The organism is Kitasatospora sp. NPDC056184 (assembly GCF_042268405.1).
Taxonomy (GTDB): domain Bacteria; phylum Actinomycetota; class Actinomycetes; order Streptomycetales; family Streptomycetaceae; genus Kitasatospora.
In genome coordinates, this window is the sequence record NZ_JBHJUI010000004.1 from 358,164 (window position 1) to 373,736 (window position 15,573).

At 74.8% G+C, this 15,573-nt stretch carries 17 protein-coding genes and 1 pseudogene; 12 read left to right on the top strand and 6 right to left on the bottom strand.

Annotation, left to right across the window (positions count from 1 at the left end; all coding sequences use genetic code 11):
• Positions 1-28 precede the first annotated feature (28 nt).
• From ACFC0B_RS11540 to ACFC0B_RS11550, 3 genes are all read right to left on the bottom strand, one after another.
• Positions 29-934, bottom strand: coding sequence for an ATP-binding cassette domain-containing protein (locus ACFC0B_RS11540; RefSeq protein ID WP_376084945.1), 906 nt, complete (start codon positions 932-934; stop codon positions 29-31).
• A gap of 175 nt (positions 935-1,109) precedes the next feature.
• Positions 1,110-2,321: a glycosyltransferase gene (locus ACFC0B_RS11545; RefSeq protein WP_376084947.1), complete on the bottom strand. Its 1,212-nt coding sequence runs from the start codon at positions 2,319-2,321 to the stop codon at positions 1,110-1,112.
• Entirely contained in the window at positions 2,318-2,617 is a 300-nt protein-coding gene (locus tag ACFC0B_RS11550) for a hypothetical protein (protein WP_376084949.1), read from the bottom strand. Before ACFC0B_RS11550 ends, ACFC0B_RS11545 begins: the two co-directional genes overlap by 4 nt.
• 147 nt (positions 2,618-2,764) lie before the next feature.
• On the opposite strand from ACFC0B_RS11550, the gene ACFC0B_RS11555 reads away from it, so the two are divergent.
• From ACFC0B_RS11555 to ACFC0B_RS11595, 9 genes are all read left to right on the top strand, one after another.
• Complete coding sequence (locus tag ACFC0B_RS11555) at positions 2,765-3,697, top strand: 3-oxoacyl-[acyl-carrier-protein] synthase III C-terminal domain-containing protein (RefSeq protein WP_376084950.1); 933 nt, start codon at positions 2,765-2,767, stop codon at positions 3,695-3,697.
• Positions 3,698-3,782: 85 nt separating this feature from the next.
• Complete coding sequence (locus ACFC0B_RS11560; protein WP_376084952.1) at positions 3,783-4,073, top strand: acyl carrier protein; 291 nt, start codon at positions 3,783-3,785, stop codon at positions 4,071-4,073.
• Positions 4,074-4,076: 3 nt separating this feature from the next.
• Positions 4,077-4,889 carry a hypothetical protein gene (locus ACFC0B_RS11565; protein ID WP_376084953.1) on the top strand — a complete coding sequence of 271 codons (813 nt, stop codon included), beginning with the start codon at positions 4,077-4,079 and terminating at the stop codon, positions 4,887-4,889.
• Entirely contained in the window at positions 4,886-5,650 is a 765-nt protein-coding gene (locus ACFC0B_RS11570; protein ID WP_376084954.1) for a 4'-phosphopantetheinyl transferase family protein, read from the top strand. The genes ACFC0B_RS11565 and ACFC0B_RS11570 overlap by 4 nt, the downstream gene beginning before the upstream one ends.
• 118 nt (positions 5,651-5,768) lie before the next feature.
• The gene (locus ACFC0B_RS11575) at positions 5,769-7,481 is read left to right on the top strand and encodes a condensation domain-containing protein (RefSeq protein WP_376084956.1); all 1,713 of its coding nucleotides are present in this window, start codon (positions 5,769-5,771) and stop codon (positions 7,479-7,481) included.
• A gap of 199 nt (positions 7,482-7,680) precedes the next feature.
• A complete protein-coding gene (locus ACFC0B_RS11580) occupies positions 7,681-8,058 on the top strand; it encodes a hypothetical protein (RefSeq protein WP_376084957.1) in 378 nt (125 codons plus the stop codon).
• An 86-nt stretch (positions 8,059-8,144) separates the two neighbouring features.
• Positions 8,145-9,113, top strand: a complete 969-nt coding sequence (locus tag ACFC0B_RS11585) for a DMT family transporter (protein ID WP_376084959.1) — start codon at positions 8,145-8,147, stop codon at positions 9,111-9,113.
• Positions 9,110-9,907, top strand: a complete 798-nt coding sequence (locus ACFC0B_RS11590; protein WP_376084960.1) for an SDR family NAD(P)-dependent oxidoreductase — start codon at positions 9,110-9,112, stop codon at positions 9,905-9,907. The genes ACFC0B_RS11585 and ACFC0B_RS11590 overlap by 4 nt, the downstream gene beginning before the upstream one ends.
• Complete coding sequence (locus ACFC0B_RS11595) at positions 9,904-10,620, top strand: polysaccharide deacetylase family protein (protein WP_376084962.1); 717 nt, start codon at positions 9,904-9,906, stop codon at positions 10,618-10,620. The genes ACFC0B_RS11590 and ACFC0B_RS11595 overlap by 4 nt, the downstream gene beginning before the upstream one ends.
• A gap of 222 nt (positions 10,621-10,842) precedes the next feature.
• Here ACFC0B_RS11595 and ACFC0B_RS11600 read toward each other — a convergent pair whose 3' ends face one another.
• On the bottom strand, positions 10,843-11,049 hold the full coding sequence (locus ACFC0B_RS11600; RefSeq protein WP_376084964.1) for a hypothetical protein: 207 nt from the start codon (positions 11,047-11,049) through the stop codon (positions 10,843-10,845).
• A gap of 388 nt (positions 11,050-11,437) precedes the next feature.
• Here ACFC0B_RS11600 and ACFC0B_RS11605 point away from each other — a divergent pair, with 388 nt between their 5' ends.
• Positions 11,438-12,301 carry a helix-turn-helix domain-containing protein gene (locus ACFC0B_RS11605; protein WP_376084966.1) on the top strand — a complete coding sequence of 288 codons (864 nt, stop codon included), beginning with the start codon at positions 11,438-11,440 and terminating at the stop codon, positions 12,299-12,301.
• A 79-nt stretch (positions 12,302-12,380) separates the two neighbouring features.
• On the opposite strand, the pseudogene ACFC0B_RS11610 reads toward ACFC0B_RS11605, so the two are convergent.
• A pseudogene (locus tag ACFC0B_RS11610) lies at positions 12,381-12,779 on the bottom strand (CTP synthase); the annotation flags it as partial.
• Between the two features lie 158 nt (positions 12,780-12,937).
• On the opposite strand from ACFC0B_RS11610, the gene ACFC0B_RS11615 reads away from it, so the two are divergent.
• Together ACFC0B_RS11615 and ACFC0B_RS11620 are read left to right on the top strand one after the other, a co-directional pair.
• Positions 12,938-13,102 carry a hypothetical protein gene (locus tag ACFC0B_RS11615; protein ID WP_376084967.1) on the top strand — a complete coding sequence of 55 codons (165 nt, stop codon included), beginning with the start codon at positions 12,938-12,940 and terminating at the stop codon, positions 13,100-13,102.
• Between the two features lie 553 nt (positions 13,103-13,655).
• Entirely contained in the window at positions 13,656-14,138 is a 483-nt protein-coding gene (locus ACFC0B_RS11620; protein ID WP_376084969.1) for a hypothetical protein, read from the top strand.
• Between the two features lie 278 nt (positions 14,139-14,416).
• Here ACFC0B_RS11620 and ACFC0B_RS11625 read toward each other — a convergent pair whose 3' ends face one another.
• Entirely contained in the window at positions 14,417-15,157 is a 741-nt protein-coding gene (locus ACFC0B_RS11625) for a hypothetical protein (RefSeq protein WP_376084971.1), read from the bottom strand.
• Positions 15,158-15,573 lie beyond the last annotated feature (416 nt).

Below are 15,573 nucleotides of genomic sequence, written 5' to 3' on the forward strand. Positions count from 1 at the left end.
GCCCCTCCCAGGGGATCCGGAGGTGCGGTCAGGACTGCTCGATGGAGCGGCCGGTGCGGGCCAGGAACACGTCGTCCAGGCTCGGCCGTTGCAGCTGCACGGTGCCGGTGACGACGCCGGCCCCGTCGAGGGCGCGCAGCAGGCGCGGGACGGCGGCGGCGCCGTCGTCCAGGTAGAGCCGCACGCCGTCCTCGCCGCTCAGCTCCAGGCGGTGGAGGTCCGGCAGGTCGGGCTGCTCGCGCAGCGCCTTGGCGGCCCGCTCGGCCTCGCCGGTGCCGAGGCCGATGAGCACGACGTCGCCGGATATCTCGCGCTTGAGCGTCTCGGGCGTGCCCTCGGCGACGATGCCGCCGTGGTCGACGATGGCGACGCGGTCGCAGAGCGCGTCGGCCTCGTCGAGGTAGTGGGTGGTGACGACGACGGTCATGCCCTCGTCGCGCAGCCGCCGGATCTCGGTCCAGACGTGGCCGCGGCTGGCCGGGTCGAGGCCGACCGTGGGCTCGTCGAGGAACAGCACCTTCGGCGCGTGGATGACGCCGAGCGCGATGTCGAGCCGGCGGCGCTGGCCGCCGGAGTAGGTGCGGCACGGCCGGTCGCCGAACTCGGTGAGCTCGAAGGCCTTGAGCGCGGCCTCGGCGCGGCTCAGCGCCTCGGCCTTGCCCTTGCCGTGCATCCGCGACTGCATCACGAGTTCCTCGCGGGCGGTGACGGCGTCGGTGGTGCCGCCGCCCTGGGCGACGTAGCCGATGCGCCGGCGCACCTCGGCGGGGTCGGCGAACAGGTCGGCGCCGGCGATCCGGGCCTCGCCGCCGTCCGGGCGGATCAGCGTGGCGAGCATCCGCAGGGTGGTCGTCTTCCCGGCGCCGTTGGGGCCGAGGAAGCCGAAGATCTCACCTGGCTCGACGTCCAGGTCGATGCCTCGGACGGCGTCCACGGGGGGCTGGCCGCGTTTCTTTGAAGGGTAGGACTTTCTCAGCCCCTTGGTCTCGATCAACCAGAACTCCCGTGCGGGGATGGGTTGCCGGGGCGCCGGGAAGGCGGCGCGCGGGGCACCAGGGAAGCGGTGCTGCGGGCCACCCTAGAGTCTGCGACGCCTCGGAAACAATGGCCTAGACCAATGGATTGGCCCGAGGGGGACCGGCCGCGACCAGTGCCTCCACCCGGTCGGCGGCCGTCACGGCCCCGCCGCCGGCGAGCAGTTCGGCGCCCACCCGGGCCGCCGCCGCCCGGTACCCGGGCTCCTCCAGCACGCTCCGCAGCGCCGCGCCGAGGCGATCCGGCGTCACCCGGGCGAAGGGCACCCGCACTCCGGCCCCGGCGGCCGCCACCTGCGCCGCCACGAACGGCTGGTCGTGCCGGATCGGCGCGGCCACCAGCGGCAGCCCGTGCGCCAGCGCCTCGCCGACGGTGTTCATCCCGCCGTGGCACAGCACCGCGTCCAGCGCCCCGCGCCGCATCAGCTCCAGCACCGGAGCCCGGTCGACCGCCACCGCGCCGGCGGGCAGTTCGGGCAGCAGCCCGCCGGGCGCCGCGAACACGGCCTGAACGCCCGGCCCGGCCAGCTCGACCGCGCGCGCCGCGCGGGCCAGGAAGTCCGCGCCCAGCTCGCCGGAGAGGGTGCCCATGGTGACCAGCACCCGCCGGCGGTCCGGCAGCAGCCGCTCCCAGGGGAAGTCCGGATCGGCGGGCCGATCCGCCAGCACCGGCCCCACCAGGGCGTACTGGGCGGGCAGCGCCTCGGCGCCGGTCGGCTCCGCCCCGGTCAGCCCGGGACCGGTGAGCGCCGGACCGGTGAAGGCGAGCACCAGGGCGGGGGAGAACCGCGGGTCGGTGTACTCCTCCTCGGGCAGCCCGGCCCGCCGCCACAGGCCCCGGAGCAGCTCGTCCGTCCACCGCTCGACCAGCGGCAGCGCCCGGAACGGCCGCCCCAGCTCCATCGCGCCCGGCGCCAGGGTGCCCCAGGGCAGCCGGTGCCGGTGCGCCACCAGCGCCCCGGCCGGCGTGTGCTGGTCCACCAACAGCGCGTCCGGCCGGTACTCGCGCACCGCCGCGTCCAGCGCCTTCGCGGTGAACCGCGCGTACGGGACGATGAAGCCCTCCCACAGCGAGCGGACGGCGGCCAGCCCGTGCCCGCCCTGCGCCCGGAACGCCCGGGTGCCGGTGCCGAACACCGTCGCGCCGGGCCCCAGCAGCGGCCGCAGCGCCGACTCGGTGCCCGTCCAGGCCACCTCGTGGCCGCGCGCGACCAGCTCCCGGGCCAGGCCCACGGTCGGGTTGACGTGCCCGGTCAGCGGCGGGACCACCAGCAGGAAGCGGCTCATCGGGCGTCCTCCGCGGGCAGCAGCCGCTCGACGTCGGCCACGGTCAGCGCCTCCAGCCCGGCCAGGTCGAGTCCGGCCCGCAGCGCGGCGAGGTCCACGGAGGGACCGAAGCCCCGGCGCAGGCCCTCGTGCAGCGCCGCGAGCTCGGTCTCGTCGAGCAGCAGGTCCCCGTCCAGCCGGGCCTGCGGGGTCACCCGCGCGGCCCAGCCGGGCGGCGCCTGCGCGACGTCGGCCAGCAGGGACACCAGCGCCGGACGGACCGGCGGTACGGCGACAGGAGGTTCACGATCGGTCATCTGGGACTCCACCGGCTCGACGAAGCGGGGGCGGGGGAACGGCGGGCGCGAAGGGCGCGCGCTCCCCGGGTGAGGTGTGCGGGCTGTGGGCCGCAACAGCCCGAGATCACTTGTGCGGACCCGCCGGGCGTGGGAATACTAGCCCGCGTGACCGCACTGGAGGCAGTGGCCGTTCACCTCCCCCACCACATCGTGCCCATCGAGGCAGTGGGCGAGCGCATCGGCCTGACCCCACGTCAACTTCGACTCTTCCGCCGCTTCCACGGCCTGGACCAGCTGCGACTGGACCCGGACGGGAAGCTGCCCGACCTGCTCGGCGCCGCCGTCGACGCCCTTCCGGAGCTGCGCGGACGCGAACGGAACGTCCGTTTCGTGATCCACGCGCGCAGCATGCCGGTGGCGGTGCCCTACCCGCTCAACCCGCTGCACGACCTGCTCCACCGCTACGGCCTCGGCCACGCCCAGGCCTTCACCGTCACCCACCACGCCTGCGCCGTCGGCCTGTTGGCCGTCGACCTGGCGGGCCGCCTGCTGGCCGGAGAACCCGACCGGGAGGCGCTGGCCCTGGTGCTCACCGGGGAGAAGACCTTCACCAAGGACGCCCAGGTGGTGCCCGAGACCGGCATCTTCGCCGAGGGCGCGGCCGCCTGCCTGGTCAGCGCCGACGGCGAACGGGACCGCGTGCTGTCCTACGCGGTGCGCCAGCGCCCCGAGTTCGACGGCCGGCTGGCCGAGGACCCGGAGCTGCTCGCCCGCTACCAGCGCGAGTACCCGGCGGTGATGGTCGAGGCGATCGAGGCCGCCCTCGACCAGGCCGGTCTGGACCTCTCCGACCTCGCGCTGGTGCTCCCGCACAACGTCAACCAGGCCTCCTGGCGGATGATCGCGCGCCGGATCGGCTTCCCGATCGGGAAGGTGGTGCTGGACAACGTGCCCGCGGTGGGGCACAGTTTCGCTGCGGACGGCCTCATCAACCTGCACACCGCCACCACGCGGGGGCTGCTCGGCCGCGGCGATCGCTACCTCGTCGCCGCCGCAGGCATCGGAGCGACCTTCTCCGCCATGGTTGTCGAGCACTGACGTTCCGTCAGCCGCTCCTCCCCGGGCTCCGGTTCCCCGGCGTCCCGGCCCCCACTCCACCACGTACGACGGGACGGTCCCACCCATGTCCGACCAAGTGGTCCAGACCATCGACACCGAGCTGCGCGACCGGATCCTGCACAGCCTCGGCGAACTGCTGCCGCGCGTCCTCAAGCGCGAGCTGCCCGAGATCCCCGAGAACGCCTGCCTGTTCGACGACCTCGGCCTCACCTCGGCCGGCACCATCGAGCTGATCCTGGAGACCGAGGAGGCACTCGACCTCCAGGTCGACGTCGAGCAGATCACCGAGGACGACCTGCGCTCGGTCACCAGCCTGGCCGACTACATCGCCTCGCACCTCATCGCCGAGGACTGACCGGTGCCCGCCGCACCGGGCCTCACCCGGGTGCTGACGCGGTACGCCGAAGGCCGCTCCGCACTCTCCCTCGACCCCGACCTGCGGGTCTTCGTCTCCGACCTGGTCCGCCCCTACGGCCTGCCGCTGCGCGAAGACCTGCTGGCCGAGGGCGTCGGGCACGCCTACGAGGAACTGGCCGCCGGCCTGCTCGCCGAGGCGCTCGGCCCGAACGAACCGGCGGACGTGCTCGTCCAGGCCTTCGACTCGCCCGACATCCGGCCCGGTGCGCCCACCTCGCTCGCGCTCAGCCGCTCCTGCGCGGGCACGCCCCTCGGGCTCGCGCTCTGCGACCAGGGCACCGCCGGGGCGTTCGGCGCGCTGCGCGCCGCCACCGCCTACCAGCGGACCGGCGTCGCCGACCGCGCGGTGGTCGTCCTCGCCGAGCAGACCGCCCTGCACTACGAACCGGCCGCGCCGGTGAGCCTGCCCGAACGGCACTGCGCGGTCGTCCTGGTCTGCGAGACGGCGCCCGGTGAGGAGCTGGACGTCGGCCAGGACGGCGGGGCCGACGCCGGATCCGCCGCCGAGGAGGTGCGCCGCCGGGCGAAGGAACTGGGGGAGGGGGCCGCCGTGCTGCTCTCCGCCGCGCTGGAGGTGCCCGGCCTGGACGCCGTCCGCACCCCCGCGGGCCAGCCGTTCACCGGGCTCTGGTCCGCGCTCGCCGAGCGGCTGCCGGCCTGGCGGGCCGAACGGCGCCCCGTGCTGCTCGCCGACCTCGACCCGCGGCTCGGCGTGCTCTCCACCCTGACCCTGCGCTCCGGTCCGCAGCCGTGACCGCCGGCCCCGGGGCGGGGACGGGCGGGGACGGGACCGGCGAGGTCGGAGCCGGCGGGGGAGGGACCGGCGGGGGCGCCGACCGCATCGACGTCTGGCTGATCCCCACCGACCAGCCCGAGCCGGTGGTCCGCGCCCTGCGCGAGCTGCTCGACCCGGCCGAGCGCGCCCGCGCCGACGGGCCGGACCCGCGCTTCGGCCGGCGGTTCACCGTCGCCCACGGCGCCGTCCGCCTGCTCGCCGGCGCCCGGCTCGGCCGTGACCCCGCGCGGCTCGTCTGGCACCGGGGTCCGCACGGCAAACCCTGGATCGACGGGCTCGCCGTCAACCAGTCCGCCTCCGGCGCCCTCGCGGCCGTCGCCCTCGCCGAGGGGCGCGCCGTCGGGGTCGACGTGGAGGAGGTCCGCGACGACCGCGGCGCCCTGCGCCTGGCCCGGCGCTACTTCCCCGCGGCCGAGGCGGCGCTGGTCGCGGCCGACCCGGCGCCCGCCGAGCGCTTCACCGAGCTGTGGTGCCGCCGCGAGGCCTGCGTCAAGGCGTACGGCGGGCGGCTCGTCCAGGGCTTCGGCCTGCCGCTGGCCGGACCGGCCCCGGTGCTGCTCGCCGACCCCGGCGCGCTCGGACCGGGCCCGTGCCGGGTCGACGACCTGCCCGCCCCCGGTCCGTTCCGCGCCGCCCTCGCGGCCGTCGGCGACCGCCCGTTCCGGGCCCGTGTCCGCACCTGGGCCATGCCCGTTGCCGCGACCTCGTCAAGTAGCTGACGAACCGTCAAATCTCTTTCTGCATCCCAGGATTCTGGTCTGTACCAGTCGATCTCCGCACTGATAGCGTCCCGATCGCACCCCGCCGGGACCAGTCGAGCCGAAGGGCACGGACGACGTGACGTACGACGTGGCAGAGCAGACCGGGCGGATCTCCGTCCGGTACGGCGGCGCGAGCAGCGGCTCCGGCCCGCTCACCCTCGGCCAGGACAACATGATCCGCTGCATCCGGCGCGACCGGCCCGAGCAGATGAACCAGACGGGCGCCTGGCCGGTCCCCGACGGCACCACCGTGAGCGCCGCCCTCGACGCGCTGCGCGCCCTGGTCGAGCGCCACGAGTCGCTGCGCACCGCCTTCCCGCCCGGCCCCACCGCCGACGCCTTCCCCGAACGCCAGGAGGTGCGCTCCGAGGGCGAGTTCACCGTCGCCACCGTCCCCGCCGGCGGACGGACGGACGCCGAACTCGACGTACTGGCCGAGGAGACCGGACGCGCCGACGCCACCCGGCCGGTCGATCTGGACGCCGCCCCGCGACTGCGCTTCACCCTCCTCGCCGACGGGGAGCTGGTGCGCCGGCTGGTCGTGACGGCCTGCCACGCGGGCGTCGACGGCGCCGCCGTGACCCTGCTCATCCAGGACTGGCTCGCCCTCGCCGCCGGTGCGGAACTGCCGCCCGCCGCCTCCCGCACCCCGCTCCAGGTGGCCGCCCAGGAGCAGAGCACACAGGGCCGGCGCAAGACCGCGGCCGCGCTCAAGCACTGGGAGACGATCCTCACCACCGGCCCGTCGACCGTCTTCGCCACCGACGGCATCACCGGTCCGCCGGACGGACTCGCCGCCGTGCTGCTGCGCTCCCGCACCGGCGCCGCCGACCTCGAAGCGGTCTGCCGCCGTACCGCCGCCAGCCCGTCGGTCGTCCTGTTCGCCGTCTTCGCCGCGCTCACCGCCCACCGCGCCGACCGCACCGACCTGGTGCTCTCCGCGCTGTCCGCCAACCGTCAGCGCGCCGCCCTCGCCGACCACATCGGCACCCTCGCCCAGGACGCGCTGATCGCCCTCGACACCGAGGCCGGCGACCTCGACGAACTCATCGGCCGGGCCAAGTCCGCCTCCTTCACCGGCTACTGGCACAGCACCCTCAACGCCGACAAGGTCTGGCGGCTTCTGGAGGACGTCGCCGAGCGGCGCGGCGCCCGCTTCGCCCGCCAGGTCGTCGTCAACGACCTCAGCCTCGCCATCCCCGAGGCGATGTCCGAGGCCCGCCCCGGGCCCGTCGCCGACCCCGAACTGCAGTGGCTGCCCGACCAGCCGATGCCGGTCCGGCTCATGCTCAACCTCCTGCGGACCACCGGCACCCTGGAGTTCGCCCTGCTCGCCTGCCCCCAGGTGCTGGACCGGGCCGACACCGAGCGCTTCGCCCGCGCCGTGCCCGCCGTCCTCGCGGCCGCCGCCGACCGGCCCCTGCCGCTCGCCGAACTGGCCGCCCTCAGCGGCCTGCGCCCCGCCACCCGGACGGGCGACTGGCACCGCGTCGGCGCCGACTGGATCGACCTCGACGCCGTCCGCGGCCTGCTCTCCGAAGCCCTCGGCCCCGCCGCCACGGCCGTCGACCTCACCCGCACCGAGGACGGCCTCGCCGCCCGCCTCGCCACCGACGACCCGGCCCTCACCCCGGCCGCCGTCCACCGCGCGGTGATCGCCGCCCTCCCCGACCGCGAGACCGCGATGGCCCCGCACCACTACACCCTCCACCTCGGCCCGGTCGGCGCCCCGTCCGCCCTTCCCGTTCTCGCCCAGGGCTCCGGCCGCGCGGACCGACCGCCCCGCTGACCGACCGCCCCGCCGGCCGACCGGCGCGCCGACCGACCGGCACGCGGTCGGTCGGCCGGGGTCTCGCGTCCGTTCGCGCCCCAACGATATGCTTGCCGTCGGCGGGGGAGAGCCGGAGGGGGACGGGCCGACCCGGGGATCGAACCGGGCCGGTGTCCGGGGTAGCCTCCCCGAAGGGACATCCAGAGGGGGGCGGACCATGCACGTCCGGGGCATCGTGAAGGCGACCATCGTGGCCGAGCTGGCCACGGTGGCGCTCTTCGGTCTTCTCGCCCTGGCGATGTGGCTGGTGCTGGGGGACGAATGGGTCCGGGACATCCCCTGGGGGGCCTGTGCCCTCGGCGCCAGTGGAGTCGCCGCCGACTACTTCCGCAAGGGTCCGCCGAACCGCCGCCGCGGGGTGCAGGCCGGCCTGGCGGTGCTCGTCGTGCTGGTCGTCGCCGCCATGGCGGTCGCCACCCTGTGGCTACCGGGCGAGCCGGGGGAGGACATGAGCGCCGCGGTCGCGCTGATGATCGCGCTCCCCGTGGCCAACGGCGTCTTCGCCGCCGTCGCCGGCCCCCCGCCCGCACGCTGACACCGCCCCGCTGCGGTACGGTCGCGCCCGGCCGACACTGGGAGTGACCCCCGGCCCCCGGGGGCGCCCCCGACGCCGGGAGGGCCATGCTGCTCGGACTCACCACCGCCCTGGTCGCCACCGTCTGCTTCGGCTTCGGTTCGGTGTTCCAGGCGGGCGGCGCGCGCGAGGCCCCGCGCGCCGACCGGGTGCGGGTCGGCCTGCTGGCGGCGCTGCTCCGCTCCTGGCGGTTCCTGCTCGGCACCGGCCTGGACATCGCCGGCTTCGCACTGAGCATCGTCGCCCTGCGCACCCTGCCCCTCTTCCTGGTCCAGGCCGTCACCAACGCCAGCCTCGCCGTCACCGCGCTCGCCGCCGCCCGCCTGCTGGGCGCCCGACTGCACCGCGCCGACCTGCTCGGCATCGCCGCCGTGGTGGTCGGGCTCACCCTGCTGGCGCTCGGCTCCGGCGAGGCGGGCCGGGACCGCGCGCCGCCTTCGTTCCACTGGGCGCTGCTGGCCACGACCGTCCTGATGCTGCTGCTCACCCTGCTGCTCGCCCGCCGCAACGGCACCGCGGCGGCCGTCGGCCTCGGCCTGCTGGCGGGCGTCGGCTTCGGCGTCACCAGCCTCGCCGTCCGGGTCTTCGACTTCTCCGGCCCGGCCGACGTGTTCACCGATCCGGCCGCGTACGGGCTGGCCCTCGGCGGCCTCGGCGGATACCTCGCCTACGCCCTCGCCCTGCAACGCGGCACCGTGACGGCCGCGACCGCCGCCGGCACCGTCTCGGAGACCTTCGGCCCGGCGCTGGTCGGGGTGGTCGTCCTCGGCGACGCGGCCCGCCCCGGTTACGCCTGGTGCGCCCTGGCCGGCTTCGCGGTGGCGGTCGGCGGTACCTTCGTGCTCTCCCGCTTCGGCGAGGTGGAGCCCGAGCTGGGCCCGCCGCCCGGCGTCGCAGCGGACCGTCCGCCGCCCCGGTCCGGCCCCACCCCGCTCGCTCGAACGGCTCCGCCGTGCGAAGGTGACATGCCGGACAAATCGGACGGCGAGGCGCGCACAGAGCGGCAGGTGCCATGACCACGGACGACCATCCGCCCTCCCGCGGGGCCCGGCGGCGCTCCGCCGAGGACCCGCCCGTCGCGCTGGTGACCGGCGCCTCGTCCGGCATCGGCGCGGCCACCGCCGACCGGCTCGCCGCCGCCGGCTGGCGGCTGCTGCTCTCCGGCACCGACCAGGCCAGGCTGGACGCGGTCGCCGCCCGCACCGGCGGCCGACCGCTGCCCGCCGACCTCGCCAAGCCCGACGGCGCCCAGCGCCTCGCCGAAGCCGCCCTCACCGCGGCCGGCCGGGTGGACGCGCTGATCGCCAGCGCCGGCCTCGGCTGGCGCGGCCCCTTCGTCCGGACCCCCGGCGACACCCTGGACCGGATGCTGGAGGTCAACCTCGCCGCCCCGCTGCGGCTCACCCGCCTGCTCCTGCCCGGCATGCTGGAGCGCCACCGGGGCCGGATCGTCCTGCTCGGCTCGATGGCCGGCCAGGTCGGCGTCCGCGACGAGGCCGCCTACGCGGCGACCAAGGCCGGACTGACGATGTTCGCCGAGAGCCTCTGGTACGAGCTGCGCGGCACCGGCGTCGGCGTCCGGCTGATCCTGCCGGGCGCCGTCGAGACCCCGTTCTTCGCCACCCGCGGCACCGGCTACCAGCGCGAACGCCCCCGCCCCGTCCCCGCCGCCGAGGTGGCCGCCGTCGTCCACGACGCGCTCACCACCGGCCGCGACCGGATCTTCGTCCCGCACTGGCTGGACTACCCGGCCCGCCTGCACGGCGCCGCCCCCGGCCTGTTCCGGCGGATGGCGTCCCGCTTCGGGTGAGGGTCGGCGCACTCCTCGGCACCGCCGCCGCCGTGGAACTGCTCCACCTCGCGCCGGCCGCCGTCCGCCTGCCGCCCGTCCGCCGCCACCTCGCCCGCCGCACCGCCGGCCACGGCGACCCGGGCCACGTCGCCCTCACCTTCGACGACGGCCCCGACCCGCACGGCACCCCGCCGATCCTCGACGCCCTCGACGCCCTCGGCGTCCACGCCACCTTCTTCCTGCTCGGCTCCATGCTCGAACGCGCCCCCGACCTCGGCCGCGACCTGGTCGCCCGCGGCCACGAGGTCGCCGTCCATGGCTGGCACCACCGCCCCCAGTACCTCCCGGCCCCCACCCGCGACCTGCGCGAACTCCGCCGCACCACCGAAGCCGTCACCGCCCTCACCGGCACCCGCCCGCTCTGGTACCGCCCCCCGTACGGCGTCCTCACCACCGGCCTCGCCCTGGCCGCCCACCACCTCGGCCTGCGTCCCGTCCTGTGGACGAGCTGGGGCCGCGACTGGGAACCCGGCGCGACCGGTCCCTCCGTCTACGCCACCGCCCGCCCCACCCTCACCGGCGGCGCCACCCTCCTCCTCCACGACTCCGACTGCACCTCGACCCCCCACTCCTGGCACGCCACCCTCGCCGCCCTCCCCCTGCTGGCCGCCCACTGCCGCGCCCACGGCCTCACCCTCGGCCCCCTCCGCGACCACGGAATCCCGTCCTGACGAAGGGGGCTGATCGGGGGTCCGCCGGCGGGGGACCGGGTCGTGCCGGCGACATGAGCAGTCCCGGGCCGATCGTCGGACGGCGGTCGGCCCGGACCGGTCGGAGTCCCTCCCGCTTCCGGGCGGGATCAGCGCTGGGCCGTCAGCAGCAGGCTGCACACCACTACGGCGGCGATCGCACGGCGACGGCCGCAACGGCGCGGGCCGGGTCGCGGTCGGGGGTCACTCCAGCACGGTGTCCGGGCCGCGCTCTGCTGCCACCGGCTCAGCGGTCGCCGGCGAGGTGCAGCCCCTGTGGCTGGTGATCCAGTCGGTGATGGCGGTTCGCATCCCGGCGTAGACGCCGAGGCCGTAGTGGCCGCAGGCCAGGCAGTAGCCGCCGGTCTCGGTCGGGTCGGCAGGCTCGGTGGGTGGGGTGGTCGTGGTCATTGTGCCTCCTTGGGGACGGTGGCAGGCCGGATGCCGACGTACGGCCCAGCCGTGGTCGATCCGACCCGCCCTGTTCGGGGTGTACGCGTGCCCGGCCGGTATGAGGTCGCCGGGTTCGCCGCGGACGATGCACGTGGTGCCGTGCAACTGGTCGTAGGTGACCCGCGGGGAGGCGGCGGCTGAGCCGGGCATGCCTCCAGCATCGGGCGATACGGGCTCTCGCAGTATGCGCAAGTACGCCAAAGCCAATGGCGACATACGCCAATATGGAGCTGTGACGACGTCAACTCCCCGTCCTGACAGGGCGTCCCGCCGCCAAGCCGACCGGGACGCGCGTGCCATCCGCCTCCGCGCCATCCGGGACGGCCTCACCCCGTACGAGACCGCCGTGCGCATCATCACGGAGTTGCCCGGAGTGCACCCGCTGGAGGCCCACCGATGGGCGCGTGGCTGGAGCCGCGGCGAGTTGTCGACCCGGCTCGACCTCGCCTACGAGGCGGATGGTCTACGCGGTCCGGGCATCGCGGACGCCGAGTTGTGCCGGTGGGAGCACGGGAAGCGGCGTCCGTCCGACGAGCGCATCGACTACCTGTGCCGCGTGTACGGCACCCGGCCGGACCGGCTCGGTTACGGTCGTGACTACAGTGGGGCCATGCTGGGACACCTGGAACAGGCCGGGTTGAGCGACCTCTTCCCGCTCACCAACATCGAGTCGAAGTCCGACCTCATCACCCGCATCCGCAAAGCACGCGAGCACATCACGATGTTCGGGCTCACGCGCAACTTCTACGGCAGCGACGAGATACTTCCCCTCATCACCGCGAAGTCGCTCGAAGTGCCGGTCCGGATCTTCATCATGGACCCGCACTGCGGCAGCCGGCGCGACCGGTACCGCCTGGAGCCGGCCGAAGCCGCGATGGAGGACCCGGCGCGGTACGAGCGGGAGGTGCTGCGGCCGCTGTCGCAGGCGGCCGCGCGCGAGGGCGGTGACCTGCGGATCTACCTGTACGACTTCCCGTGCTCGTTCGCAATGGAACGGTGTGACGGCAGCATCCGAGTCATGCTGTACGGCCATGGAAAGAGAGGCACCGACGGGCCGATCATGACCTTCGACAAGGGCGACGGCGACGGCACTCCGTACTGGCAGTACTTCGACAGTCAACTCGCCTGGGTCCAGAGGCTCGCCGACGCGGAGGAGGCACCGGAGCCGTGGAGGTCGAAGGGCGTCCGGGTTTGGGAGTACGGGGCTTGAGACTGTCCCTCCTCCGACCACAGGTGCGTCAGATCGCACCTCTACCACCCACGGGCGGCGTCGCCGCCTCTTCGCGCTCGTCGACGTCCTCGGTCGCCATCCGGCGGATCCGGGACTTGATCTCGTTGGTGACGTGCGGGACGGCCTGAACGGTGTCGCCCGGGTACTCGCCTGGCGCTCCTCGGCGATGACGGTCGGGTGCACCTGGCCGGTGGTGACGTTCGCCGAGCCGTGCAGGTTGGTGTCCAGGAACCGCTCGTAGTGGCCGATGTCGAGGTCGGTCTCGGCGCCGTCGTCGGTGACGAGGGCCTCACAGTGCTGGAACGGGGCCCATGGTGCTGAGGTGCAGGTCGAGCTTCTGCATCGTGACGCGCGGGCCGCGGGCCTTGAGCAGGGTGTCGAGGCCGGTGGCGTTGAGGCCCTTGTCGAGCGGTGAGGCGCCACACCCGGTGGCGAAGGTTCGGCCGTTTCGGGGTATTTGCCCCCACCGTTCGGCCTAGATCGGCGTCCGCATCCGCATCTGCGCACCGGCCAGGGGCGGCTGACAGGTCGTAAGCTTTCCGCGAGCACTGCTCCTCTCGGGCGACCCACGGGCCGTCGACCCGGCGGCCAACCGTCGAGAAGGAGGAGGGCGCAATGCCGACAGAGGACACGGGAGGCCCGGAAGCCGTCGAGCAGCCGGCCGACCCCGGACCGACGAAGGCGGAGCGCCGTTTGGACAGGAGGATCGCCGTCACCATGCTGTTCCTGGAGACGGCGGTGCTCGTCACCGAGCTGTTGCGGGCGCTGGGTGTCTTCTAGCCCTTGACCCGTACAGCAGAACGGCCCGGCTGCCACCGGGCCGCTGTCCTGCGGTGTCGGGGTCGTCCGTCGTGGCTCGCAACCATCCGGACGGCCCCTCTTCTTCCGTCGCCCGTATCTTGGCCGGCGGCCAACGTACGTGCAGACAGGACTACCGTAACGGCTTCCGGGTCCCGGCTCCCAGAGCCGTCGTGCAAACCAGGGACATCGAGGTGCCTCGACACCGGTCTCCGGGCTGCTTTGCCGGGGCGGCCCTGTGGCCCGCCGCCCGTCACACGAAATTCACGGACGCGGGTCTACTCGCATAGACAGCGGTGGGCCATCCTGGTGCGACGTCGGCGCTCGGCGCCCGTCCCTCGTTCCCCGGGAACCGCGGGCGGTGGCGTCCGACGGATCGGTCGGCCCTCGCGCCGGAGCACTGCCGCTTCACAGCACCGCGTACGACCCCTTCGCCCGGGCCGGTTCCGCAGGCCCGGCGCCGGACTTCCCGCCCTTCCGTCGAGGTGCGGCAGGGGCGGGGGTCGAGTCGGAGGCACACCATTCCCACCGGGAGATGCAGATGAAGCCACGCACCGCAGCCACCGTCGTCGCCCTGGCCGTGGCCGGCCTCGCCGTCTCGGCGCCCACGGCGGGCGCCAGCGGCACCAAGCTGTCGCAGTCGGCGGCCGCCGGTCAGTTCAGCCAGGCCGGCATCACGTGGAGCTCCAGTGGGGGCTGCACCACCAGGTCCAACTCCACCTGCACCTCGTTCGAGCAGATCAACTCGGGCACGGTGAGCGCGATCATCACCCTCAAGCGCGCCAGCGGCTGTGCCATCAACATCACGGGCGGGACCGAGGTGGGCCACGCCTCCGGTACCTACAGCCACTACAACGGCTACAAGGTCGACATCTCCCGCAGTTCCTGCATCGACGGCTACATCCAGAACAGCTTCACCTACATCGGCTACCGGGGCGACGGCTACCCGCAGTGGAAGGCCGCCTCGGGCAACCTGTACTGCAACGAGGGCAGCCACTGGGACATCCTCATCTACTGACGCCGACCTCGGGCGCCGGCTCCCCGAGGGGCGCCGGCGCCCGGGCCGCGTCCTGTGGATCCTGTCGGATCAGGGTGCGGCGTCGGGGCGGGTGCCCCGGCGCCGCGCACCCGGAAAGGAGCCGCCACGAGGCCCTCGCCGGCACCGCTGCCGTTCACCGGCACCTTCCGGGACCTCTCGACGTCCACCCCGGGATCGACGCGTGCGGCTCGGTGGCGAGCGTCATGACGTCCTCCTGTCCCGAATGCCCCGGCGGCCCCGGGCGCCGGGCCGGGGAGTCACGCCGGCAGTCGGCCGGCCCCGAACCCCGGGACGCCGTCCGTGTTCCGGTGCCGGCGCCGCACCGCCTCCGCCGCGAGCAGTGCCGTCGGGACGGCGGCGGCCGGTACCGTCCACCAGGGCAGGTCGGCCCAGAACGCGAGCACCGCGGGCACGCCGCAGGCGAGCAGCGTCCAGAGGAAGAGCTGCCGGACGAGGGCGGCGGTGGTGGTGCCGGGGCGGCCGGTGAACCGCAGCGCGCCCAGGACGGCGGTGAGGACCGCCAGCAGTGCGGCGAAGGTGCCGACCCCGGCGGTGAACTGCGCCTCGTCGCGGGGTTCGTCGGCGGAGGCCTGCGCGACGCCGGCCCGCTCCAGGCGCATCACCTGGCCGCGCCACACCGTGCCGTCGACCTGGTCGCCGGGCTTCAGATCGTCCAGCAGCGGCCCGGCGTCGCCGAACGGCACCGTGCCGTTCCACAGTGGCGCGCCGTCCAGTGTCGCCCGGAACTCGGAGCTCTTGCCCGCGTGCCGGACGACCGTGCCGGCGACGGTGAACGGCACGGTGCGCACGCACTCCTCGTGCGCCGTTCCCGGGCTTCCGGCCGGGCAGGCCACGGCGGCCGTGTACGAGCGGTACCGCTCGGCGTCGTCCGGCAGGATGACGGCGAACACGTACCAGGCGGCCGCTGCCGGGACGAGTGCCGCCGCGGCGAGCATTGCGCCGCCGGTGCGGGTCCATGGTGAGGGACGGTGGGTCATGACGGTTCTCCCCCCGGTCCGGTGCGCGGCCGGAACTCCCGGGTTGCCGTCGCCGGGGCGTGCCGCCCCGCCCCTTCCGGGGTCGGACGGCACCGGGTGGCCGGAACGCCGGACGGTGTCGCAGGTCTCGGAGTCTGTCCGCAGTTCGCTGAAGCCCAGTGAGCGGTGTGTGGAGCCCGAGGGGGCCGGGGCCGACGTAAAGGGCGGCGGATCCGCAGCCGCGGCTCGGCCGGCGGTGCGCCGTCGGACCTCGTGTCGAGCGCCACGCACACCACCCCCGGACCGGCCCGCGGACACAACTGTCCCTTGTTCGCCGACCAGGCTTCCCGGCACTCCTTCGTGCACGGTACCGGACTTCGGCCCGGCTCCGCACGCCAGTTCGCCAGGGTGCCCGGGCACCGATCCGTCGACCGGTA

Excerpts from the sequence above, each read along its gene's own strand:
- ACFC0B_RS11545 (WP_376084947.1), bottom strand. The coding sequence starts at position 2,321 with ATGAGCCGCTTCCTGCTGGTGGTCCCGCCGCTGACCGGGCACGTCAAC.
- ACFC0B_RS11550 (WP_376084949.1), bottom strand. The coding sequence starts at position 2,617 with ATGACCGATCGTGAACCTCCTGTCGCCGTACCGCCGGTCCGTCCGGCG.
- ACFC0B_RS11560 (WP_376084952.1), top strand. The coding sequence starts at position 3,783 with ATGTCCGACCAAGTGGTCCAGACCATCGACACCGAGCTGCGCGACCGG.
- ACFC0B_RS11580 (WP_376084957.1), top strand. The coding sequence starts at position 7,681 with ATGCACGTCCGGGGCATCGTGAAGGCGACCATCGTGGCCGAGCTGGCC.
- ACFC0B_RS11585 (WP_376084959.1), top strand. The coding sequence starts at position 8,145 with ATGCTGCTCGGACTCACCACCGCCCTGGTCGCCACCGTCTGCTTCGGC.
- ACFC0B_RS11590 (WP_376084960.1), top strand. The coding sequence starts at position 9,110 with ATGACCACGGACGACCATCCGCCCTCCCGCGGGGCCCGGCGGCGCTCC.
- ACFC0B_RS11600 (WP_376084964.1), bottom strand. The coding sequence starts at position 11,049 with ATGACCACGACCACCCCACCCACCGAGCCTGCCGACCCGACCGAGACC.
- ACFC0B_RS11615 (WP_376084967.1), top strand. The coding sequence starts at position 12,938 with ATGCCGACAGAGGACACGGGAGGCCCGGAAGCCGTCGAGCAGCCGGCC.
- ACFC0B_RS11620 (WP_376084969.1), top strand. The coding sequence starts at position 13,656 with ATGCAGATGAAGCCACGCACCGCAGCCACCGTCGTCGCCCTGGCCGTG.
- ACFC0B_RS11625 (WP_376084971.1), bottom strand. The coding sequence starts at position 15,157 with ATGACCCACCGTCCCTCACCATGGACCCGCACCGGCGGCGCAATGCTC.